General features: G+C 71.6%; 22 protein-coding genes. 5 read left to right on the plus strand and 17 right to left on the minus strand.

Annotated elements, in window-relative coordinates; genetic code table 11:
* Nucleotides 1-53 precede the first annotated feature (53 nt).
* The 7 genes from AB0C01_RS00590 to ruvC all read right to left on the minus strand — a co-directional run bounded on the left by AB0C01_RS00590 (nucleotide 54) and on the right by ruvC (nucleotide 6,837).
* Nucleotides 54-620 (minus strand): adenine phosphoribosyltransferase, encoded by a 567-nt coding sequence (locus tag AB0C01_RS00590; RefSeq protein WP_357245249.1) that lies wholly within the window; start codon nucleotides 618-620, stop codon nucleotides 54-56.
* Nucleotides 621-708: 88 nt separating this feature from the next.
* A complete protein-coding gene (gene secF, locus AB0C01_RS00595; protein ID WP_357245252.1) occupies nucleotides 709-1,902 on the minus strand; it encodes a protein translocase subunit SecF in 1,194 nt (397 codons plus the stop codon).
* A 1-nt stretch (nucleotide 1,903) separates the two neighbouring features.
* The gene (gene secD, locus AB0C01_RS00600; RefSeq protein WP_357569857.1) at nucleotides 1,904-3,820 is read right to left on the minus strand and encodes a protein translocase subunit SecD; all 1,917 of its coding nucleotides are present in this window, start codon (nucleotides 3,818-3,820) and stop codon (nucleotides 1,904-1,906) included.
* A 274-nt stretch (nucleotides 3,821-4,094) separates the two neighbouring features.
* A complete protein-coding gene (gene yajC / locus AB0C01_RS00605; RefSeq protein WP_357245256.1) occupies nucleotides 4,095-4,433 on the minus strand; it encodes a preprotein translocase subunit YajC in 339 nt (112 codons plus the stop codon).
* 139 nt (nucleotides 4,434-4,572) lie between these two features.
* Nucleotides 4,573-5,640 carry a Holliday junction branch migration DNA helicase RuvB gene (ruvB, locus tag AB0C01_RS00610; protein ID WP_357245258.1) on the minus strand — a complete coding sequence of 356 codons (1,068 nt, stop codon included), beginning with the start codon at nucleotides 5,638-5,640 and terminating at the stop codon, nucleotides 4,573-4,575.
* A 70-nt stretch (nucleotides 5,641-5,710) separates the two neighbouring features.
* Nucleotides 5,711-6,313: a Holliday junction branch migration protein RuvA gene (gene ruvA / locus AB0C01_RS00615; RefSeq protein WP_357245260.1), complete on the minus strand. Its 603-nt coding sequence runs from the start codon at nucleotides 6,311-6,313 to the stop codon at nucleotides 5,711-5,713.
* Nucleotides 6,310-6,837 carry a crossover junction endodeoxyribonuclease RuvC gene (ruvC, locus tag AB0C01_RS00620; protein ID WP_357245262.1) on the minus strand — a complete coding sequence of 176 codons (528 nt, stop codon included), beginning with the start codon at nucleotides 6,835-6,837 and terminating at the stop codon, nucleotides 6,310-6,312. The genes ruvA and ruvC overlap by 4 nt, the downstream gene beginning before the upstream one ends.
* A gap of 313 nt (nucleotides 6,838-7,150) precedes the next feature.
* Here ruvC and AB0C01_RS00625 point away from each other — a divergent pair, with 313 nt between their 5' ends.
* On the plus strand, nucleotides 7,151-7,933 hold the full coding sequence (locus AB0C01_RS00625; RefSeq protein WP_357245264.1) for a 3-hydroxybutyrate dehydrogenase: 783 nt from the start codon (nucleotides 7,151-7,153) through the stop codon (nucleotides 7,931-7,933).
* 14 nt (nucleotides 7,934-7,947) lie between these two features.
* Nucleotides 7,948-9,867 (plus strand): helix-turn-helix domain-containing protein, encoded by a 1,920-nt coding sequence (locus AB0C01_RS00630; RefSeq protein WP_357245266.1) that lies wholly within the window; start codon nucleotides 7,948-7,950, stop codon nucleotides 9,865-9,867.
* A 61-nt stretch (nucleotides 9,868-9,928) separates the two neighbouring features.
* Here the strand turns inward: AB0C01_RS00630 and AB0C01_RS00635 are convergent, their stop codons facing one another.
* The 3 genes from AB0C01_RS00635 to AB0C01_RS00645 all read right to left on the minus strand — a co-directional run bounded on the left by AB0C01_RS00635 (nucleotide 9,929) and on the right by AB0C01_RS00645 (nucleotide 12,869).
* Nucleotides 9,929-10,537 (minus strand): TetR/AcrR family transcriptional regulator, encoded by a 609-nt coding sequence (locus AB0C01_RS00635; protein ID WP_357245268.1) that lies wholly within the window; start codon nucleotides 10,535-10,537, stop codon nucleotides 9,929-9,931.
* Between the two features lie 10 nt (nucleotides 10,538-10,547).
* Nucleotides 10,548-12,116, minus strand: coding sequence for an MFS transporter (locus tag AB0C01_RS00640; RefSeq protein WP_357245270.1), 1,569 nt, complete (start codon nucleotides 12,114-12,116; stop codon nucleotides 10,548-10,550).
* Nucleotides 12,117-12,197: 81 nt separating this feature from the next.
* Complete coding sequence (locus AB0C01_RS00645; protein ID WP_357245272.1) at nucleotides 12,198-12,869, minus strand: transcriptional regulator; 672 nt, start codon at nucleotides 12,867-12,869, stop codon at nucleotides 12,198-12,200.
* Nucleotides 12,870-13,016: 147 nt separating this feature from the next.
* Between AB0C01_RS00645 and AB0C01_RS00650 the strand changes: the two genes are divergently transcribed.
* Nucleotides 13,017-13,874, plus strand: a complete 858-nt coding sequence (locus tag AB0C01_RS00650; RefSeq protein ID WP_357245274.1) for an SPFH domain-containing protein — start codon at nucleotides 13,017-13,019, stop codon at nucleotides 13,872-13,874.
* A 25-nt stretch (nucleotides 13,875-13,899) separates the two neighbouring features.
* Here the strand turns inward: AB0C01_RS00650 and AB0C01_RS00655 are convergent, their stop codons facing one another.
* The 4 genes from AB0C01_RS00655 to AB0C01_RS00670 form a co-directional block, all read right to left on the minus strand.
* Complete coding sequence (locus AB0C01_RS00655; protein WP_357569858.1) at nucleotides 13,900-15,174, minus strand: FAD-dependent monooxygenase; 1,275 nt, start codon at nucleotides 15,172-15,174, stop codon at nucleotides 13,900-13,902.
* Nucleotides 15,167-15,730 carry a TetR/AcrR family transcriptional regulator gene (locus tag AB0C01_RS00660; protein WP_357569859.1) on the minus strand — a complete coding sequence of 188 codons (564 nt, stop codon included), beginning with the start codon at nucleotides 15,728-15,730 and terminating at the stop codon, nucleotides 15,167-15,169. The genes AB0C01_RS00655 and AB0C01_RS00660 overlap by 8 nt, the downstream gene beginning before the upstream one ends.
* A gap of 124 nt (nucleotides 15,731-15,854) precedes the next feature.
* Entirely contained in the window at nucleotides 15,855-17,231 is a 1,377-nt protein-coding gene (locus tag AB0C01_RS00665; RefSeq protein ID WP_357569860.1) for a permease prefix domain 1-containing protein, read from the minus strand.
* Nucleotides 17,228-17,593: a PadR family transcriptional regulator gene (locus AB0C01_RS00670; RefSeq protein ID WP_357245281.1), complete on the minus strand. Its 366-nt coding sequence runs from the start codon at nucleotides 17,591-17,593 to the stop codon at nucleotides 17,228-17,230. Before AB0C01_RS00670 ends, AB0C01_RS00665 begins: the two co-directional genes overlap by 4 nt.
* 141 nt (nucleotides 17,594-17,734) lie before the next feature.
* Here AB0C01_RS00670 and AB0C01_RS00675 point away from each other — a divergent pair, with 141 nt between their 5' ends.
* Together AB0C01_RS00675 and AB0C01_RS00680 are read left to right on the plus strand one after the other, a co-directional pair.
* Entirely contained in the window at nucleotides 17,735-18,022 is a 288-nt protein-coding gene (locus AB0C01_RS00675) for a hypothetical protein (RefSeq protein ID WP_357569861.1), read from the plus strand.
* 126 nt (nucleotides 18,023-18,148) lie between these two features.
* The gene (locus AB0C01_RS00680) at nucleotides 18,149-18,895 is read left to right on the plus strand and encodes a phosphotransferase (protein WP_357569862.1); all 747 of its coding nucleotides are present in this window, start codon (nucleotides 18,149-18,151) and stop codon (nucleotides 18,893-18,895) included.
* 39 nt (nucleotides 18,896-18,934) lie between these two features.
* On the opposite strand, the gene AB0C01_RS00685 is transcribed toward AB0C01_RS00680, so the two are convergent.
* The 3 genes from AB0C01_RS00685 to AB0C01_RS00695 all read right to left on the minus strand — a co-directional run bounded on the left by AB0C01_RS00685 (nucleotide 18,935) and on the right by AB0C01_RS00695 (nucleotide 22,264).
* The gene (locus AB0C01_RS00685; protein ID WP_357569863.1) at nucleotides 18,935-20,062 is read right to left on the minus strand and encodes a zinc-binding dehydrogenase; all 1,128 of its coding nucleotides are present in this window, start codon (nucleotides 20,060-20,062) and stop codon (nucleotides 18,935-18,937) included.
* Entirely contained in the window at nucleotides 20,059-21,513 is a 1,455-nt protein-coding gene (locus AB0C01_RS00690) for an aldehyde dehydrogenase family protein (protein WP_357569864.1), read from the minus strand. The genes AB0C01_RS00685 and AB0C01_RS00690 overlap by 4 nt, the downstream gene beginning before the upstream one ends.
* A 94-nt stretch (nucleotides 21,514-21,607) precedes the next feature.
* Nucleotides 21,608-22,264, minus strand: coding sequence for a TetR/AcrR family transcriptional regulator C-terminal domain-containing protein (locus AB0C01_RS00695; protein ID WP_357569865.1), 657 nt, complete (start codon nucleotides 22,262-22,264; stop codon nucleotides 21,608-21,610).
* Nucleotides 22,265-22,268: the final 4 nt, after the last annotated feature.

A 22,268-nucleotide genomic window follows, 5' to 3' on the forward strand; every position in this document is an offset into this window, starting at 1 on the left:
CAGGCTCCGCCCGACCAGTCCGCCATCAAACGGTCAGCGCGCCACCGAACGACTCAAACGGTCAGCAGGGCATGGACGGGACGCGGCGCCAACCGCTCCCGCCCACCCAGGAAACCGAGTTCCAGCAGCACGGTGAAACCGGTGACGGTGCCGCCGGCCCGCTCCACCAGGTCCAACGTCGCCTCGGCGGTGCCGCCGGTCGCCAACACGTCGTCGACCACCAGCACCCGGTGCCCGGCGGTGAAGGCGTCCTCGTGCACCTCGAGGGTGGCCTCGCCGTATTCGAGCGCGTAGGAGACCGAGTGCGCCGGGCGGGGGAGCTTGCCGGCCTTCCGGACCGGCACCACGCCGACCCCGGCCGCGTACGCCACGGCCGCGGCGACGACGAACCCGCGTGCCTCGATGCCGACCACCACGTCGAAGGCGTCCCGACCGTGGTACGCGACGATCCCGTCGATCACCTCACGGAACGCCTTCCCGTCGGCGAACAGCGGCATCAGGTCCTTGAACATGACGCCGGGCTTGGGGAAGTCGGGCACGTCCAGCACCCGGCTGGCGACCAGTCGGGCGGCCTCCGGGCCGCTGTCCCCGCGCGCCGCGGTGCTGTGGGTCTCCGTCATGGCTGTTCCGCTCTCCTTCAACGACGACGGCGTCCGGCAGTGCTGCTCGCACAGCATGCCGGACGCCGTTCGGTTGTGTCGTGGCGGGTCAGCGCCGCTTGGCGCCACCCGGCCGGTTGCCGCCACCACCGGGGCGACCGCCCCGGGCACCGGTCGGCCGCTTGCCCGCCGGGCGAGCGCCCACCTTGGGCGCGGCGCCGGCCAGCGCGGCAGCGTCCGGGTCGAGCGACTCCTCGGTCACCTGACCCTGGGTCGGGCTCACCGCACCCTTGCCGGTGACCTCGCCCCGGGCGAGCCCGCTGCGCCGGGCCAGGACGCGCTTGTTGTGCGCCTGGATCCGCGGGTCGTAGTTCTTCAGCAGGGCCAGCAGCGGCGTGGCCACCAGGATGGAGGTCAGGAACGCCACCGCCATACCGACGAACAGCACCAGGCCGAGGTCCTTCAACGTGCCGGCGCCGAGCAGACCGGCACCGATGAAGAGCAGACCGCCGACCGGCAGCAGGGCGACCACCGAGGTGTTCAGCGACCGCATCAGGCTCTGGTTGACGGCCAGGTTGGCCGCCTCGGCGTACGTCTGGTTGTTGTTGGCGGTGATGCCGCGGGTGTTCTCCTGGACCTTGTCGAAGACCACCACCACGTCGTAGAGCGCGAAGCCCAGGATCGTGAGGAACCCGATGATCGTCGACGGGGTGACCTCGAAGCCGACGAGCGAGTAGATGCCGGCGGTGAGGATCAGGTTGGTGAACAGCGACGCGACCGCCGCGACGGCCATCCGCCACTCGAAGCGCAGGATCAGGTAGACCATCACCAGCGCGATGAAGATGACCAGACCGAGTACGGCCCGCTGGGTCACCTGACTGCCCCACGCCTCGCTGACCTGGTTACCGCTGATCTGGTCCGCGTTGATCCCCAGATCCTCGGCGATCTGACCCTTGACCGCGTTCGTCTGCTCGGCGCTGAGCTGCGGCGTACGCAGCTCGTAGGTGTCACCACCGGTGCCGCCGACCTTCTGTGCGGTGGCCACCTTGATGCCGGTGTTCTCCGCGGCGAGGGCCGAGTTGACCTCCCGCTCGGCGTCTTCCAGGGTGCCGACACTGGCCGGCACCTGGAACGAGTTGCCGCCGGCGAACTCGATGCCGAGGCTGAACCCACGCAGCCCGAAGCTGAGCAGCGCGATCAGGATCAGGACACCGGCGACGCCGAACCAGAGCTTGCGGCGGCCGACGACGTTGAGACCGGCCTCGCCGTTGTAGAGGCGGCTCGCCAGACCGTTTTCAGCCATCTCAGGCCTCCTTGGCGCGCGGGTTGCGGGGCTGAGTCTGCTGGCTGCGGGCCGGCAGTGCCCGGCCCAGGCCGCTGACCCGCGGGGACAGGAACGCCCGGGTCCGGGCGAACATCGTCATGATCGGGTGCCGGAAGAGGAAGACCACGACCAGGTCCAGCACGGTGGCCAGACCGAGGGCGAACGCGAAGCCCTTGACCGTGCCGACCGAGACCACGTAGAGCACCACGGCGGAGAGCAGGGTGATCGCGTTGGCCGAGATGATCGTGCGACGAGCCCGCATCCAGGCGCGCGGCACCGCGCTACGCGGGCTGCGCCCCTCCCGGATCTCGTCCTTCAACCGTTCGAAGTAGATGACGAACGAGTCCGCCGCCACACCGAGCGAGACGATCATGCCGGCGATGCCGGCGAGGGTGAGCGTGAAGCCTATCTGCCGGCCGAGCACCACGAGCGCGCCGAAGACCAGCAGCGCGGAGAGGATCAGGCTCAGGAAGATCACCGAGCCGAGCAGCCGGTAGTAGAAGAACGCGTAGATGATGACCAGCAGCATGCCGATGCCGGCCGCGAGCAGACCGGCACGCAGGTGGCTGGCACCCAGCGTCGCGGTGACGTTCTGCGCCTCCTGCTGCTTGAACGTCACCGGAAGCGCGCCGAAGCGCAGCTGGCCGGCGAGCGCGCTCGCGTCCTTCTGGTTGAAGTTGCCGGTGATCTGGGAGTTGCCGGTCAGCACGCCCTGGATCTCCGGCGAGGAGACGATCTCGTTGTCCAGCACCACGGCGACCCGGCACTTGCCGTCCTGGCCGAGTGCGGTCGCGTCGCAGGCCTGGCCCTCGTTGTTGAACGACTCACGGGTGAGGTCGGTCCACTTGCCCTGACCGTCGCTCTTGAAGTCGAGGCTGACCACCCAGGCGTTGGTCTGGTCGAGCACCGCGTCGGCGTCGGACACGTCGGTGCCCAGCACCTTGGCCTGGTCGAGCAGGTACTTCGAGGCGCCGTCCTCGCAGGAGACGACCTGCTGCTTCGGCTCGGAGATCGACGCCGGGGGGCGCTCGTCGAGCTGCTTGCAGCCGATGGTCGGCACGTTGAACTGCATCTGCGCCGACAGCACGGCGACCTCTTGCGGCGACAGCTCGCCGAACGGCTTGAGCTTGTCGGCGAGCGACGGGTCGGCGGTCAGGTCGGCCGGGGCCTGCAGACCGTTGGCGGCCTGCCAGGCGGCGGCGCCGACCTTCTGCTCGACGGCCTTGCGCTGCTCCTCGATGCTGGCCGGCACCGGCTCCGCGCTGGCACTGGCACTGGGCGCGGCGGCACTCGCCGAGGCGGACGGAGTCGGCGTGGCGCTGGGCGCCGGGGCCATCCCACCCTGACCGCCGCTGGGCGACGGGCTTATCTTCGGCGCGCCGCTGCCCGACGGGGTCGGGGTGGCGCCGCCGGACGGCGTCGCGCTGCCGGACGGGTTGGGGACGGCGCTGCCGGACGGAGTGGGCGCGGCCGGCGGCGGCACGGCGGCCGTCCCGCTGCCGTCGGCACCCTTGAGCACCTTGCGGAAGCGCAGCTCAGCGGCGTTGCCCACGTCTCTGAGGTCCCGGTTCTCACCGGGCAGGGAGATGACGATGTTCCGGTTGCCCTCGGTGACCACCTCGGCCTCGGCCACGCCGAACGCGTTGACCCGGCTCTCGATGATCTGCCGAGCCTCCTCGAGATTCTCCGCCGTCGGCGCCTTGCCGCCGATGCTGTTTCTCGCCTCCAACGTCACCCGGGTGCCGCCGATGAGGTCCAGACCGAGCCGAGGCTCGAGCCGATCCTTCAGGCTGCCGCTGGCACCCGAGAAGAACACCAGAAGATAGAGGACGACGAAGATGAACCCGAGCACGGCGAGCTGCCGCCCGGGGCGCATCTGTCCCTGAGGTGGTGCCACGGCTGTCCTGTCTCCCTGTGCGGTGGCGCCGCTGTGCGCAGCGGCGGCGGTGTCGGGCCGGGGGTCCCGGCTGACGGGCTGACCTGAGCCGACGAGATGCCGACACGTGGTCCGGACACCCAGCGCGGAACGCCGATGGTCACGGGAACGTGCCGACGCCCAACGTCGACCCAACTATCCAGTTTTCACGTCTGGTCCGCTGCCCCGTCGGGCGCGGTGGCCCGGAAGCCGGTCGACCGGCCGTACGCCGGACTCGCCACCCCCGGAGAAGACGTCATTCCTTGATGACGTCGGCGTCCCCGCTGACCGGCTCGCTCGGCAGCTCCGCGCGGGTGACCACCCGGGCGATGGCGGCCCGCGCGTAGCGGGTCTGCACACCAGGGGCCACCTCGATCAGGACGGTGTCGTCCTCGATGCCGGTGACCGTGCCGTAGAGCCCGCCGATGGTGACGACCTCGTCGCCCGGGCCGAGCCCGGACTGCATCGACTCAGCCTCGCGGCGGCGCTTCTGCTGGGGTCGGATCATCATGAAGTACATGACACCGAAGAGCAGGACGATCATCAGGATCGGCGTGATACCGCCACCTGAGGGGCCCGCTGCTATGTAATTCACGGTTACTGACCTTCCCACTGGCCACCGGCCCGGCACCTGGGTGCCGGAGCGGAGGCGGAATCTCACGTCCTGTACAGACCGCGGCGAAGTCTAAACCCTGCACCTGAGAACACCGAATGCGGCACAGATCACGTTCACATCACGGCTGATCGGTATCCATCGAGAACAGATCGGGCACAGGCGGACTATCCATGCCAAAGGTACCATTCGGCGGAGTGCGCCCCAGATGCCGCCAGGCGGCCTCCGTGGCCACCCGCCCCCGCGGCGTACGCGCCAACAGACCAGCACGGACCAGAAACGGCTCGCAGACCTCCTCGACCGTGTCCGGCTGCTCCCCCACCGCCACGGCAAGGGTGGACAGACCCACCGGCCCACCCCGGAACGAGTCGACCAACGCGGTCAGCACCGCACGGTCCAACCGGTCCAACCCGAGCGCGTCCACGTCGTACACGATCAGCGCCGCACGGGCGGTGTCGACATCGACCACGCCGTCGGCCCGCACCTCGGCGTAGTCGCGGACCCTGCGCAGCAGCCGGTTGGCGATCCGCGGCGTGCCCCGGGACCGACCGGCGATCTCGGTCGCACCCTCCGGGGTGATCGGCACCCCCAGGATCCGCGCCGAACGGTGCAGCAGCGTCTCCAGATCCGCCGGAGCGTAGAAGTCGAGGTGGGCGACGAACCCGAACCGGTCCCGCATCGGACCGGTCAACAGACCCGAGCGGGTCGTCGCGCCCACCAGGGTGAACGGCTCGACATCCAGCGGGATCGCCGTCGCCCCCGGCCCCTTGCCGACCACCACGTCGACCCGGAAGTCCTCCATCGCGCTGTACAGCAACTCCTCGGCCGGACGCGCGATGCGGTGGATCTCGTCGATGAAGAGCACATCGCCCTCGGTGAGACTGGTCAGGATCGCCGCCAGGTCCCCGGAACGCTCGATGGCCGGGCCACTCGTCACCCGGATACCCGCGCCCAACTCGGCGGCGACGATGTTGGCCAGACTCGTCTTGCCCAGACCGGGCGGGCCGGAGAGCAGGATGTGGTCCGGTGGCGACCCCCGCCGCATCGCGCCCTGCAACAACAGGTCGAGCTGATCACGCACCCGGTCCTGGGCGATGAACTCGGCCAACCGCCTCGGCCGGACCGTGGCCTCCGCGTCCCGGTCGGCGTCACTGACGTACGCCGAGACAAGCCCGTCGGTCTCGCTCACCGTGCCCTCTTCACTCGCGACTGCGGGGCTCGCAACCCCGGCTCACTCCTCGCGCACACCGCGCGGGCGCTCATCGGGTCCGACCCAGCAGGCGGATGGCCTGCTTGAGCAGGACCGGCACCGGCGGCGTCTCACCCTCGATCGACTCGGCCACCGCGGCCACCGCCTGATCGGCCTGGCCAGCCGTCCAACCCAGCCCGACCAGCGCCTGCCGGACCTGGTCCGACCAGCTACCGCGGGTCACCCCGGTCACCCCGTCGACGCCGATCGGCACCGGGCCGATCCGGTCGCGCAGTTCCAGCACCAGGCGCTCGGCGCCCTTCTTGCCGATCCCGGGCACCCGGGTCAGGGCGGCCGTGTCGGCGTTGGCGATGGCCTTGCGCACCGCGTCCGGACTGTGCACGGCAAGCACCGCCTGGGCCAGTCGCGGACCCACCCCGCTGGCGGTCTGGAGCAACTCGAACAGAGACTTGGCGTCGTCGTCGGCGAAGCCGTAGAGGGTCAGCGAATCCTCCCGCACGATCAGGCTGGTGGCGAGCCGGGCGACCTGGCCGACCCGCAGCTCCGCGAGGGTGCCGGGGGCGCAGTGCACGGCGAGACCGACACCGCCAACCTCGATCACGGCCTGGTCCGGACCCGTCGCGGTCACCGTGCCGCGCACGCTGGCGATCATCGTGCTCCTCCTCGTCGTGCCCGGTCGGCCGCCGCGGCCAGCTTCGAGCGGGTCCCGCCGCGCCACACGTGGCAGATGGCCAGGGCGAGCGCGTCGGCGGCGTCGGCCGGCTTCGGCGGCTCGGCCAGCCGCAACAGCCGGGTGACCATCGCGGTCATCTGCGCCTTGTCCGCCTGACCGGACCCGGTCACGGCCGCCTTCACCTCGCTCGGCGTGTACGTCTGCACCGGCAGTCCGGCGCGCGCCCCGGCCAGCACGGCGATGCCGCTGGCCTGCGCGGTGCCCATCACCGTACGCACGTTGTGCTGACTGAACACCCGCTCGACGGCGACGCTCTCCGGCTGGTGCTCGGCGACCAACTTGTTCAGCGACCGGTCCAGGTGCAACAGGCGCAGCGCCAGGTCGTCGGCCGGGTCGGTGTAGACCACGTAGTAGGCGATCAGAGTGCAGGGACGCCCGGGCACACCCTCGACCACACCCACCCCGCACCGGGTCAGCCCCGGGTCGACCCCCAGCACCCGCACGCCGCCCCCTCCCCAGCCGTCAGCAGTACGTGTGTTCGACACCCTAACCGGCGCTCTTCCCACCAGCCCCACGGGACACGCCCCGCGCCCCGCGCGCCCCACGCTCGACCGGCCGGGAGCGGAGGTCCGGGGCGCCAGCCGCAAGGTCACGCTCGATCCGGGATGTAGTGGCAACGAAGCACCCGGACACCACTACATCCCAGATGCTGCGCGATCTGCGGCGGCGAGGGCGGGTGGGCCACACAGCTTTGGTACGGAGTATGTGTCGCTGGCCCATGTGCCGGGGAGCACACAGCTCGTAACTTCTTGCGCCATGACGGCAGAACCCGTGGCGGTCCCCCACGTCGTACAGCTCGACCTCGCCGGTCGGACCGCCCTGGTCACCGGGGGCGGTGGCGGCATCGGGCGGGCGTGTGCCCTGCGGCTGGGCGCGGCCGGCGCCACGGTGCTCGTGGTGGATCGCGACCTGGAGGCGGCCAAGGCGGTGGCCGCGGAGGTCGGCGGCCGGGCAGAGGGTGTGGACCTGTCCGACGCCGCGGCGGTGGACCGCCTCGACGTGGACGTGGACATCGTGGTGAACAACGCCGGCCTTCAGCACGTCGCGCCGCTGCAGGACTTTCCCGTCGAGCGCTTCGAGTACATCCAGCGGGTGATGGTGGAGGCGCCGTTCCTGCTGATCCGTCGCGCGCTGCCGCACATGTACGCCCGGGGCTGGGGTCGGATCGTCAACATCTCCTCGGTGCACGGGTTGCGCGCGTCGCCGTACAAGGCGGCCTACGTCTCGGCGAAGCACGCGCTGGAGGGGCTGTCGAAGGTGGTGGCGTTGGAGGGCGCCACGCACGGGGTGACCGCCAACTGCATCAACCCGGCGTACGTGCGCACCGCGCTGGTGGAGAGCCAGATCGCCGACCAGGCGGCCAGCCACGGCATCGACGAGGCCGAGGTGATCGAGAAGATCATGCTGGCCCGGGCCGCGATCAAGCGCCTGATCGAACCGGAGGAGGTCGCCGAGCTGTTGGCGTACCTCTGCTCGCCGCCGGCGGCGTTCATCACCGGCGCGTCGATCGCCCTCGACGGGGGCTGGACGGCCAACTAGTGGGGCTGAGCACAATGTCGACCATGTCATCGCCGGTGGAGTTCCTGGAGCTGCTCGCCCGTGAGGCCGCGGCGGTCGAGTTCGAGGGACCGTTGGTGGCCGCGCGGGCCGCGGGGCTGCCGCCGGAGCGGCTGGCCGAGCTGGAGCAGGCCAGGTCGGTGGCGTTGCGGGTCCGCGCGCTGCTGGAGCGTCGCCGTCGCCGGGAGTCCGAGCTGTCCGGCCTGTACGACACGGTCAGCGACCTGGCCGGGCTGCGCGACCTGGACGACGTGCTGCGGGCGATCGTGCACCGGGCTCGTAACCTGCTCGGCGCGGACGTGGCCTACATGACGCTCAACGACGACGAGCGCGGCGACACGTACATGCGGGTGACCGACGGGTCGGTCTCGGCCCGTTTCCAGCGGTTGCGGTTGCCGATGGGCGCCGGTCTCGGTGGCCTGGTGGCCCAGTCCGGCGCGCCGTACGTCACCGGGAACTACGGCGAGGACGCGCGCTTCCACCACACCGGGGAGATCGACGCCGGGGTGGGCGAGGAGGGTCTGGTGGCGATCCTCGGGGTGCCGCTGCGGCTCGGTTCCACCTCGATCGGTGTGCTCTACGCGGCCAACCGTTCGGCTCGGCCGTTCGTCCGGGAGGAGGTGGCGCTGCTGGTCTCGTTGGCCGCGCACGCCGCGGTGGCGATCGACACCGCCCGGCTGCTGACCGAGACCCGCTCGGCGTTGGCCGAGTTGTCGGCCGCGAACACCACCATCCGGGCGCACAGCAGCTCGGTGGAGCGGGCCGCGGCGGCGCACGATCGGATGACGGCGCTGGTGCTGCGCGGCGGCGGGGTGGAGGACGTGGCGGCGGCGGTGACCGAGGTGCTGGGTGGTGCGCTGCTGGCGTTGGACGCCGAGGGCCGCCTGCTGGCCCGGGTGGGTGAGATCGACGAGCCGGACCGGGCGGACATCGTGGAGGCGGTGGCGGCGTCGCGGACCGAGGGGCGAAGTGTGCGCCGGGGTCCCCTCTGGTACGCGGCGGTGGTGGCGGGCGCGGAGAACCTGGGCGCCCTGGTGCTGCGTCCGGACGACGAGTTGGTCGACGCCGACCAGCGGATTCTGGAGCGGGCCGCCCTGGTGACCGCGCTGCTGCTGCTGTTCCGCCGGACGGTGGCGGAGGCGGAGGGGCGGGTGCGTGGCGAGTTGCTGGACGACCTGATCGCTCGTCCGCTGCGCGACACCGACGCGTTGCGCAGTCGTGCTCGCCGGCTCGGGGTGGACCTGGACGCACCGCACGTGCTGGTGGCGGTGGGCGACGACGCGATCGCGGCGACCGGCTCGGCCCGGCAGCGGGTGCTCTCCTGGGCCACCACGTACGCCTCGGCGCGCGGTGGGCTGGCCGCGGCGCGCGACGGTCGGGTGGTGCTGATGCTGCCGGGGTTGGACGCGGGCGGCAGCGCCCGCGCGGTGGCAAGGGACCTGTCCCGGGTGACCGGCCGACCGGTGACCGCCGGGGCGAGCGGCCCGTCGAACGGGCCGGCGGCGCTGGCCGGGACCTTCCACGAGGCGGACCGGTGCCTGACGGCGCTTGGCGCGTTGGGCCGGACCGGCCAGGGGGCGAGCACCGCCGAGCTGGGCTTCGTCGGGTTACTGCTGGGCACGGTCGGTGACCGGGGCGAGACGGACGTGGCCCAGTTCCTCCGCACCACGGTCGGGCCGGTGGTCGACTACGACGCTCGGCGGGGCACGGCTCTGGTGCGGACGTTGGAGGCGTACTTCGGGGTGGGTGGCAGCCTGGCCCGCGCCGCCGAGCAGCTGCACGTGCACGTGAACACGGTGACCCAGCGGTTGGAGCGGGTCGGGCAGTTGCTCGGCGCGGACTGGCAGCGGCCCGAGCGGGCGTTGGAGGTGCAGCTCGCGCTGCGCCTGCACCGGCTGCGCGCATCGGCCGACTGATCGACCGAGGCCAGCCGGCGACCGCCCCGAGCAGCCGCCGGCTCGCGGACCAGCGGCCTGCTCAGCGGACCTGGATGCCCCGCAGCACGGCGTCGACGACCCGCTCGGGCAGGGTCTGCTCGTCCAGGTCCGGGTTCCACTGGAGCACCCGCTGGATCAGCATCGGCCCGGTGAGCAGCGCCATCGTCACCTCGATGTCGATGTCGCCCCGGAGCACTCCCTCGTCGATGCCGCGCCGCAGCACCTCGCGCATCAGCTGCCGGCGGGGCGCGATGATGTTCTGGTAGAGCTGAAACTGATCCGAGTCGCGGTTCACGGCGGACGCGAGACAGGGCATGATCTTCGGCGCACGCGGGTCGACGTTCTTGCCGATCGCGCCGACCAGCAGCACCAGGTCGTCGCGGACCGAGTGCCCGGCGGGCTGCGCCAGGACGCCCTTGAGGCGACGTAGCGCGTCCAGCAGCAGGGCGTCCTTGCCCGCCCAGCGGCGGTAGATGGTGGCCTTGCCGACCCCGGCGCGAGCGGCGATCGCCTCGATCGAGAGCGCCTCGATGGTGCTGCCCTCGGCAAGCAGGTCGAGGGTGGCCTCGATGATCGCCTCGTCGGCACGGATGCTCCGCGGTCGCCCGGGCGACCGCGGAGCATCAGCGGTGGACGTCATGGCAGACATCTTCCCGCACCTATGCCGTACCGGCCAACTCGGGCTCGGCAACCGGGGCCGCCGGAGCGACGCTGGTCTCCTCCCGACCCGGCATCCAGCGCAGCACCACGATGATCCCGAGCGCGGCGATCACCGCGGAGAGCCCGGCCGCCCAGTGCATGGCGGTGACGAAGGCGTCGTTGGCCGCCGAGATCAGCGACGGGCCCGCCGGGCCGAGCTGGCCCGCCGCCGCGTACGCGCCGGAGATCGACTCGTTGGCCGCGTCGCGGGCCTGCGTGGGCAGGCCGGTCAGCGCGTCACCGATGTCGCTGCGGTAGACCGCGGAGAGCACCGAGCCGAGGACGGCCACGCCGAGCGCGCCGGCCACCTGGCGGATGGTGTTGCTGACCGCGGAGCCCACGCCGGCCTTCTCCCGGGGCAGCGCCGACATGATCGACTCCGTGGCGGGCGGCATGATGTTGGCCATTCCCGCGCCCTGGATGAGGAAGACGAGCAGCACGATCCAGATCGGGGTGGAGGCGCCGATGAAGAGGAAGGCGCCGAGGGACACCACGGTCAGCGCCAGGCCGACGGTGGCGACGGCCTTACCGCCGTAGCGGCGGACCATCGCGGCGCTGCGCGGCGCGAAGATCAGCTGGGCACCGGCGAAGGGCAGGAAGAGCAGACCGGTCTGCAACGGGCTGTAGTCGCGTACGAGTTGCAGGTAGAACGAGCCGAAGAACATCGAGCCCATCGCGGCGAAGAACACCAGGCCGACGATGGCGACCGGCGCGGCGAAGCGGGGCACCTTGAACAGCCGGACGTCCAGCGACGGGTGGTCGCTGCGCCGCTCGTGCCGGACGAACCAGGCGAGCACCGCGACGCCGATCAGGATCGAACCCCAGGCGATCGGGCGGTCGAAGCCGTGCTCGCCGCCGTCGATGATGCCGTAGGAGAGGGCGACCAGGCCGACCACGGAGAGCAGCACGCCGAATACGTCGATCCGGCCCGGTCGCGGGTCACGCGACTCCGGGACCAGCAGCCCCACCAGCACCACGCCGGCGATGACCACCGGCACGTTGATCAGGAAGACCGAACCCCACCAGAAGTGCTCCAGCAGCGCGCCGCCGAGGATCGGGCCGATGGCCACGGCGAGGCCGACGGCGCCGGCCCAGACACCGATGGCCCGGCCACGCTCGCGCGGGTCGAAGACGTTGGAGATGATCGAGAGCGTCACCGGCATGATGGCCGCGCCGCCGACCCCCATCAGTGCGCGGGCCGCGACGAGCTGGCCGGGGCTCTGGGCGTACGCGGAGAGCAGCGACGCCAGGCCGAACAGCACCAGACCGATCATCAGGAAGCGCTTGCGGCCGGCGCGGTCGCCGAGCACCCCGAAGGTGAACAGCAGTCCGGCGAAGACGAGCGTGTAGGAGTTGATGGACCACTCCAGCTCGCCCTGGCTGGCGCCGAGGCCGTGCACCGGGTCGGCCAGGGTGCGCAGGGCGACGTTCAGGATCGTGTTGTCGAGGACGACCACGAGGAGGCTGATCACCAGCACCCCCAGGATCGCCCACCTCCTCGGGTGGCCGGTGTTGTTGTGCAGCTCCATGCCTGGTTTCCCCCCACGCTTTCCCCGCGCCGCAATACGATACGGGTCAGACTCGTAACGCGGGTCAGCCTACGGCGTGCATTAACGATACGGCACCGATCCGTATCGTATGTGGTGGGCATCACGCCGAGTAGCAACGGCCAGGCAGGCGGCGACGGCGGTCGGCAGCGAGTCGAGGCGGTCCGCCGGCGCGGTGAGTGGCTCGATCCAACCCGGTCCCGCGCCGTACACCCGCAGGCGTGGGAAGTCCCGGGCAAAGCGCACCAGACGGTACGCGCGGCCGGTGACCGGCGTCTGCGACCAGAGCACGACGGTGTGCGGGCGCGCCCGGTACACCGCGCTGGCCAGCGCCGACCAGGGCAGCGCGGGCCCCAGGTGCAGACACCCGCGCCCCTGCTCGCGCAGCGCGGCGGCGAGCGCGTGCAGACCAAGGCAGTGCGCCTCCTTCTCGGCGCCGGCCAGCAGCAACCCGCCGGCGGGCAGTGACCGGCCCGGCTCCCGGCGGTACACGTCCAACCCGACCCGGACGCCCTCGGAGAGGGCATGTTCGACGGCGACCTCGGCGGCGGAACGTCCCCGCAGCCGGGCCAACAACGGACGACAGACCTGCTCCCAGAGCGCCGGCACGCCCCAGGCCTCGGCCACCTCCAGCACCAGCGTGGCGACGGCATTGCCGTCCAGGTCCTCGGCAGCCAGCGAGACCTGCTTGTACGCGATCTCCACGGTCCGCGCCGGCATCGGCTCGGTCAGCACCAGACGTACCCCCGGATAGACGTTCCCTACCCGGGGGTTCGCTGGAACGGCGGGCGGTGGATGCGCCGGCGCGGGATTTGCCGGCGGCGACCTTGACCGGACCTCCTAGGTTGATGATCTACCCAGCCCCGCGGAAGGTCCCCACCCATGCCTGTCGGCTTCACCACGGCGATCGTCTTCACCGCCGCCCTGGCGGTCAGCGCCGTCCTGGCCCTCGTCACCCGCGCGCGGCCACTGAAGCGGGTGGCCGCTCTCGCGGCCCTCGGCTTCCTGGCCCTCACCCTGCTGGTCGGGATCACCTCCAGCGCCCACTCGGTGCCCATCCGCTCGGTCGGCATCGTCACCAGCTTCGGCAAGCCCACCGGCGAGGTGACCGGTTCCGGCCTGAAGTGGGTGGCGCCCTGGCAGAAGGTCGGCGAGTGGGACGCCGGCCGGCAGAAGTACGACCACATCGGCGGCAACAACTGCGTACGGGTCCGCACCGGCACGCTCGCCGACGCCTGCGTCGAGGTCCTCATCGAGTGGCAGGTCAAGCCGGAGAACGCGCCGAAGCAGTTCATGGACTACAAGGGCGACTTCAACAGCTTCCGGGGTCAGCGGGTGGGAGTGCAGTTGGACAGCGCGGTCAACGACGCCTTCGCCGCGTACAACCCCCTTGAGAAGATCGACGCCCAGACCGGTGACCTCAACGTCGACCTGAAGCCGTTCGCGGCGAACATCAAGACCAGCGCGGAAGCCCGGCTCACCACCGACGTGGACATCCTCTCGGTGACGATCACCCGGGTGAACCACGACGACAAGACCGAGGGCAACATCAAGGCGTTCCAGGACAAGCTGGCTCAGACCCGCAACCTGGAGCAGGACCGCAAGAACGCCGAGATCTCCAAGCAGATCACCGAGACCAACGCGAAGGTCGACAAGGTGACCCGTTGTCTGGAGATCGCCGAGAAGAACGGCGCCAACCCGGGTCTGTGCATCAACCCGGGCATCGTCACCGGCAAGTGACCGACGCCGAGCGGGTCGGCGCTCGTCAGCGCGCGGCGGCCCGCTCCCAGGGACGGGGAGCGCTGACCTTGGCCCAGCTCGCGCCGAAGGTCATCCGGCGCAGCGGTGGCACGATGTCGCAGAGGCTGAACCAGCGACGGGTCAGGCCCACGTTCAGCGGGTTGCTCATCATGCCCTGGTGGAGGGTCCGCAGGGCCAGGTCGACGGCTTGGAATCCGTACTCGCGCATCTCGGTCTCGTACTCGCCGATCGCGTCCAGCAGCGGCAGGTGGCCGGTGCCGGCCAGGGACAACTGGCGGGTGAGCAGGGCGGAGTCGCGCAGTGCGGTGTTGGCGCCGTTACCGCCGGCCGGCGGCATGCCGTGCACGGCGTCGCCGAGGACGGTGACCCGCGACGGCGCCCAGGGCGCCGGGCGATCGGACGCCTGGAACGGAAACGCGCTCACGTCCCCCGGTGGACACTCGTCGATCAGTCGGCGGAGCGCCGGGTGCCAGCCCGTGATCAGCCCGGCGACGTAGGCCTTCAACTGTGCGCCGTCGAGGCGCTCCGGACGCGAGGGAAACAGTTCGTTGCGGCCGACGAACGCGCAGAGCAGATAGTCGTCCCCGACCGGCTGCTGGCGTTCGAACACGGAGGTGAACAGGAAGTACGGCGCACCGGTCAGGACGAGGTTCATGCCGTCCGCCAGCCGGGCGGGTAACCAGGCTCGGGTGTCGTCGTTCAGCGGCAACTTGAGCCCGACGCCCACCGCGCCGGTGTCGCGCTGGGTTGCGGTCGGCAGGTACTGCGCGCGTACCCGGGAGTTGATCCCGTCGGCGCCGACCAGGACGTCGCAGCTGACGGACGTGCCGTCGGCGAAGTGCGCGGTGGGCCGACCGTCGGCGGCGAGCTCGTAGCGTTCGAACGTCCTGTCGTAGTGGACGGCGTCGTCGAGTCCGTCGAGGAGGACGCCGCGCAGTGTCTGACGGTCGACCGGATAGGCCCGTTCCGCGGGGTCGGGATCGTCGGGATGCATGAGCGCGTCCTCGACGAGGACGAGCGTGCGCAGGTCCGTGCCCAGGAAGCCGAAACCGCCGCCGGGGCGGCCCGCGGTGTCCGTGAACGCCTGCCACTGCCGGTCGGGCAGGCAGGCACGCAGCGACCGGCTGCCCGCCGGGTTGATGGCGAGCCGGTAGCGGTCCACCCGGTCGTCGCGGCACCGGTCACGCTCGTACACGGCGGCGTCGAGGCCGTGTTTACGCAGACCCTGGGCGAGCGCGAGACCGCCGATGCCACCGCCGACGATGAGGACGTCAATCATGGGTGAGTCCTTCCGGTGCGAAGAGGTCGCACAGTTGGTTGACAACCGACTCGGCCTTGTCGGGACGCAGACGGATCCCCTTGACGGTGGCGATCACCAGCTCGACGCTGGCGGCGACGTTGAGTTTCACCGACCAGACGTGGTGCGCGACGCCCTCGGTGAAGATCGCCGCGAGGGCGTCGCGCCACCCCTGTTCGTCACGCTCGATATCGACCTCGGTGGACGCGTCACGTCGAGCGCGAAGATCAAGCTCATCGAGTACGACGAACAACTCGGGCCGTTCCGCGACAGCGGTGGCGATCTCGCTGAGGTGTTGCCGCAACCGGGCGGCGGGTTCCAGGTCGGTGTGCATCGTCGCCTCGAATTGGCTGGTCACGTGCTCGAGCACCGCGGCGATCAGATCGGCCTTGGTCCGGAAGTAGTGGTGCAGGGTGGAGTGGTCGATGCCTGCCGCGGCAGCGATCGGTCGCAGCCGGAACCCCTCGAAGCCGTTCTCGGCGATCGCCGAGAACGCCGCGTGCACCAGGGCCTGCCGGCGGTCGAGCTGTTCAGTCATTCCCACCCATCCTCAACCAAGCGGTTGGTTGATAGTTCAGCATCTGTGTGACCAGGTGTCAACCACCTGGTTGGTGGGCACCTCCCGATCCCGGCCGGGAGGTGCCCACACCGCCGAGCGCGCCCTAGGCGTAGCTGAACAACGGGGGAAAGACGAGGACCACGATCCAGGCCCACGCCGCGTACACCGGCAGGTAACCGGTCTGCCACCGTTCCAGCGTGGCGAACGGCGTGCGTCGGCGGATGAAGGTCAGCAGGAGCCACGCCGACCACGCGAGATTGACCAGCAGGATCACGTTCTCGCCGAGCGCGGCCGCCCGGTTGGGCGTGCTGCCGTACTCGTCGGTGATGCGCCCGGTGATCTCCAACAGCACCAGCACGTCGATCGCCAACGCACTGACCACCAGCGCGAGTTGGAGTTTGTCGAACGCTCCGGCCGGGGCCAGCGGATCACGGGCCGAGAGTGAGTAGAGCAGCAGCCCCAGCACCACGACCAGCAGGAGGTCGAACAGGATCAGCGCCTCGCGCTCGACGTCGATGCCGTGGCTGGTCCAGACCACCGCGACGAGGAAGGCGAGCAGGGCGGCCGTGAAGAGCGGCGTGAACAGTCGGGTGAGGACCGGCGCGATGTTCTCCACGACACTCTGCTTGGCCTCGACCAGCCACCCGGCCACCACGACCGCGGCCGCGGCGCCGCAGGGCAGGAGCCACTGCGAGACGAACGCCTCCGGGACGATGCCGATGGCCGCGAAGGTGTTGAACAGGAACGCGGCGAGCACGCCGCCGCCGAGGGCCATCAGCACGAAGTAGATGAACCACTCGCCGGTGAAGCGGATGAAGTCCATGCGTCGACGAGACGAGCGCCAGTCGTCGGCGACGTAGGCCAGACCGACCACGAGCCAGAGAGCGATGGGCAGGTGGACGCCGGTGACGACCACGGACTGCGAGTCGTCCGCCAGTGGGTAGGCGTTGGCCGCCGCGACGCCGAGCGCGAACAGCGCCACCAGCACCGCGAGCACCGCCGGCCGGGCCTGCCGCCGCCAGGCCAGGAACCCCGCCAGCCAGGGCAGCGCGAACAGGGTGGCGTTGCGCGCGTAGAACGAGCCGTCGTCGTCGAGGCTCAGCCCGAACAGCGCGGGCGCCTTGACGGACACCACCGCACCCGCCGCGCAGCCGAGCAGGACCCACAGGTCCCGGCGGGAGCGTGTGCCGGCGACCGGACCACCGGAGTCGCCGGTCAGCACCAACTGCTTCCACAGACGTTCCGAATGTTCCCGGGCGAACTCGCGGGAGAGATCGTCGAGGCTGCCCATCCGTTTCACCGCGACCAGGAACGCCTCGTCCGGGCTCAGGCCGGCGGCGACGAGCTCGTCGACGGAGCCGCGAAGGTGGTCTTCCAGCTCGTCCGCGTCCACCGCCTGCAGCTCCCTGCGGCGCAGCACGTACCGACGCCACTGCGCGAACTGCTCTTCCAGCTCCTCGGGCCCACCGTGCCTTGTCATGCGAGGCCCTCCAGCGGGTACGCCGTCAGTGGCGCGCGGTCGTGCCAGATCTCCTTGAGCGCACCGACGACGGTGTCCCACTGCCGGCGCTGCTCGGCCAGCTCGGCCAGGCCCCGGTCGGTGATGCGGTAGTACTTGCGCTTGCGCTCACCGGCGACCGCCTGCCAGCTCGACTCCAGATAGGCGAGCCGTTCGAGCCGGTGCAGCAGCGGGTAGAGCAGCCCCTCGGTCCAGTCCAGCTCTCCCCCGGACAGCTCGTTGATCCGCCGGAGGATGGCGTACCCGTAGCTCTCGCCCTCGGCCAGGATGCCGAGCACCATCGGTGTCGCCGAGGCGGCGACCAGATCCTTGGCGACTTTCATGAAGCCTCCCACCCCTAACCCTAGAAGTACGATGCATCGTACTGCTAGGTATTGCTCCACCCGCAAGGGGCGACGACCGAATCGCCGTTACGGGCAGCTGTGGTGCCCCGAACCGGCACGGCCGGGTTAGCCTTGGCGCATATGGCTACCTTTCGCAGCGCCTCAGTGCTCCTTTCCTCCGACGGCACCCGCACCCCCGGCACCGCCGCGCTCTTCGCCGAGCCGGCCCGTAGGGGCGGTATCGCACCCTGGGCGGGCGACTTCCGCCCCGCCAACAGCGCCGGCAACGGCCCCAAGAACGCGATCGGAAAGACCTTCACCCTGGAGCTGCCCGACGGCAGCACCGGCAAAGTCGTGGTCCAGGGCCTCAAGAGCGGCAAGGGTGGCGTCGTGCTGGCGCTGATGGGCGAGGACGCCCCACCCTTCTGATCTGTCGCCCGGCTCTGTCGCCCGGGCGCCCAGGGTTGGCCCGTTCGGAGCCAGCCCAGGGCACCGGGCCAGGCACGCCCCTCGTCGCCGACAATCCCCTGGGAAACCGGTGGTCGGGTCGCGATAATGCCTGCCGTGCAGGAAGTCGAAGTCGTCGTCGCCCATCGCGAACGCGCGACCCTGCGCGTCGGCGACACGTTCCTGAAGATCGACGCCGATCCGGTACGCGCCGACGTCGAGGTCGAGGCGATGGCGATCGCACCGATCCCGACTCCCGAGGTCCTCTGGCACCGGCCGCCGGTACTCGCGCTCGCCGCCCTGCCCGGAACCGCGCTCGGTCGCCTCGGCGAGCCGTCGACCGCGTCGCCGGCGGCGTGGGCCGCGGCGGGCGCCGCCGCTCGTACGCTGCACGACGCGCCGCTGCCGCCCTGGCCCGGCCGCAGCCGCGACGAGTTGGCCGCACGGCTCGACGTCGAATGCGAGTGGCTCGTCAGCAACGACGTTCTCCCCACCGACCTGGTCATCCGCAACCGCCACGTCGCCGAGGCCGCGCTCCGGCCGTGGACACCGGTGTTCACCCACGGCGACCTGCAGATCGCTCATGTGTTCGTCGACGGTGACGAGATCACCGGTGTGCTCGACTGGTCCGAGGCGTGCCGGGGCGATGCCCTCTTCGACCTCGCCACGTTGACGCTCGGGCACGAGGAGCACCTCGACGACGTCGTGGCCGGCTACGGCGTCGACGTCGACCTCGACGTGATCCGGGCGTGGTGGTCGATGCGCAGCCTGCTGGCGATCCGCTGGCTCGTCCAACACGGCTTCGACCCCTCGTCGCCAGGCTGCGAGGTCGACGTGCTGCGGGCGCGGATGTGACACGCGTCCGGGTGAGCGGCAGTGGCCGACCCACTCGGCTCAGTCCAGGGTGACCACCCAGCGAGCGCCCTCGCCTCGCGCCAGTCGGGCGAATGCCGTGGGCGCGTCGTCCAGCGGGACTGTGCCACTGACCAGCACGCGCAGATCCAGCGCGCCGTCGGCCAGCTTGGCAGCCAGCGCCGGCACCTCCCGCTCCGGGTCGGACGAGCCGTACACCGAGGAGCGCAGGGTACGGGCGGAGTGGAAGATGTCGAGCGCGCCAAGGCTGACCATGTCGTCCTTGGCGCCCATGCCGACCACTGTCACCGCTCCCCCGCGCCGGGTCAGCCGCCAGGCGGCGCGGATGGTGGTGGCGCGGCCGACGCACTCGAAGGCGTGGTCGACGCCCCGGCCGTCGGTGCGCGCCCGTACCTCCTTGGAGAGCCGGTCGTCGGAGAGCAGGAAGTCGGTCGCCCCGGCGGCTAGCGCCAGGTCCCGTTTGGCCTCGGCGACGTCGACCGCGAGGATCGTCGTGGCGCCGGCCTGGCGGGCAGCGGTGAGCACGGCGAGCCCGACCCCGCCGAGTCCGATCACCGCGACCGACTGGCCGGGCGCGACCCGGGCGGTGTTGTGGACCGCGCCGACACCGGTGAGCACCGCGCAGCCGAGCAACGCGGCCCGCTCCGGCGGCAGGCCCGCCGGGATCGGGATGACGGCGTTCTCGGGCACCACCACCGCCTCGGCGAGCGCGCCGAGGCCGAGGGTCAGGTGCAGCGGGAGGCCGTCGTCGGTCTCGCCGCGCGGCACGGTCGGGGCGGTGGTGTCGGCGCAGAGCCACGGTTCGCCGTTGCGGCACCACCAGCAGGCCCGACAGGCCGGTGCCCAGTTGAGCACCACCGGGGTGCCGACCCGCAGGGTGCTGCCCGGCCCGGCCTCGGCGATCACGCCGGTCGCCTCGTGCCCGAGCGCCAGCGGGAACCTCGCGGCGATGGTGCCGTTCACCATGGACAGGTCGGAGTGGCAGACGCCGGCGGCTCGGATCGTCACCCGTACCTCGCCCGGGCCGGGCGCGGGCAGGCGTATCCGCTCGACGCGCAGCTCGGCGCCGGCCCCGCGCGCGACAAGCGCGCGGACGATGACCGGCTCGCCGCGGCCCGGCGCGGCCGGGGACGGCTCGGGGCCGCTCATCGCTGGATCGCCTTCAGCTCGCAGAACTCGGCGAGCCCGTGCACGCCCAACTCCCGGCCCAGGCCGGACTGCTTGTAGCCGCCGAACGGGGCGAGCGGATTGAACGGGGCGCCGTTGATGTCGACCGCGCCGGTCCGCAGCCGCCGGGCCACCGCGAGCGCCGCCTCGGTGTCGGCGGACCAGACCGCGCCGGCCAGCCCGTACCGCGAGTTGTTGGCGATGGCGACCGCCTCGTCGGTGTCGTCGAACGGGAGGACGGCGAGGACCGGGCCGAAGACCTCCTCCTGGGCGAGCGCGCTGTCCGGGTGCACGTCGGCGAAGACGGTCGGGGCGACGAAGTGCCCCTGGGCCGGCACCGGAGCGTCCGGTCCGCCGGCGACCAGCCGGGCGCCGTCGGCGAGCGCCCGGTCGACGTGGCCACGGACCCGCTCGACCTGGGCGGCGGAGACCAGCGGGCCGAGCCGCGTGGCCGGATCGAACGGATCGCCGAGCCGGTAGCCGGCCACCGCCGTGGCGACCAGGTCGAGTGCTTCGGCGTACCGGTCGCGGTGCACCAGCATCCGGGTCCACGCGGTGCAGGTCTGCCCGGAGTTGAGCAGGGCGTTGCCGACGCCCACCTTGACCGCGCCGGCCAGGTCGGCGTCGCGGAGGAGCACGTTCGCGGACTTGCCGCCCAGCTCCAGCGCGACCCGGGCGATCCGGTCGGCGGCGACCCGCATGATCCGCGCGCCGGTGGCGGTGGAGCCGGTGAACGAGACCAGGTCGACGTCGGGGTGCCCGGCCAGGGCCTCGCCGACCACCGGTCCGGTGCCGGGGACCAGGTTGAGGACCCCCGGCGGCAGGCCGGCCTCGGTGACGGCGTCGAACAGCAGGTACGCGGTCAACGGGGTCAACTCGCTGGGCTTGAGGACCACCGTGCAGCCGGCGGCCAGCGCGGGCGCCAGCTTGGCCAGCACCTGGTGCAGCGGGTAGTTCCAGGGGGTGATCGCGCCGACCACGCCGATCGGCTCGCGGACGACGAGCGAGTTGCCGATGCTCTCCTCGACGGGTGGTCGGGCGGCGAGCGCGACGTGGTCGCGCAGCACGGTCAACGGCAGCCCGACCTGGACGCGGGTGGCGAACCTCAGCGGCGAGCCCAGCTCCACGGCGATGGTGCGGGTGAGGTCGTCGGCGCGGGCGGCGAGTGCGGTGTGCAGCCGGTCGAGGTGGGCGGCACGCTCGCCGGGGGCGGTGGCCGCCCAGCCGGGGAAGGCGGCGCGGGCCGCGGCGACGGCGCGATCCACATCGGCCGGGGTGCCGGCGGGCACCTGCCCGATCGGCTCGCCGGTGCTCGGATTCTCCACCTCGAGCAGGTCGGTGCCGGCGGGAGAGGTCCACTCGCCGCCGATGTGCAGGTGACGTCGGAGGCGCAGGGTGTCGGGCAGCTGCGACGGCGGGGCGGCGAGGTCCATGGCGTCCCTTCGGGGGTGGTCGACGGGCGATGGCGACGGGGTCGCGGCGGGTGATGGCGACGGGGCGATGAAACTAGCGCTGGGAGTTTGGACGCTACCCGCTGGGCCGCCCGGACTCCACCGTGCCGACGCTGCGGGTGTACTCGGCGGCCAGACCGTGCAGCAGCGCGTCCAGGCCGAGGGCGAAGGCGCCCTCGTCCACGCTCTGCTGGTGCTCGGCGAGCCGGTGTGCCTGCCGCAGGTGCGGGTAGTGCGCGGCGTACAGCTCCGGGTCCTCGACGAAGCCGCGGGCGAACGAGCCGAGCGCCGACCCGGCCACGAAGTAGCGCAGCGCGGCGCCGATGTGGGTGGCGCGGGCCGGCGGCCAGCCGGCGCGTACCAGCCCGCCGTAGACGGCGTCGGCCATGGCGAGGGCGGCCGGTCGGCGGCCCGGCCCCTGCGCCAGGTACGGCACGATGTTCGGGTGCGCGGTGAGCGCCCGCCGGTACGACCAGGCCCAGTCGCGCAGCGCGGCGGCCCAGTCCCGGCTGGCGAAGCCGCTGGTGTCGACGGCGCCGGTGACCGTGTCCGCGACGGCGTCGAGGATCTCGTCCTTGGTGGCGAAGTGGTTGTAGAGCGACGGGCCGCGGACGCCCAACTCGGCGGCGAGCCGGCGGGTGGAGAAGGCGGGCAGGCCCTCGGCGTCGATGAGCGCGGTGGCGGTCTCGACGATCAGCTGCCGGGTGAGGCGGGGCTGGCGGGGTCGGGGCACTGCG

Source organism: Micromonospora sp. NPDC048905 (assembly GCF_040649655.1).
Classification (GTDB): Bacteria; Actinomycetota; Actinomycetes; order Mycobacteriales; family Micromonosporaceae; genus Micromonospora.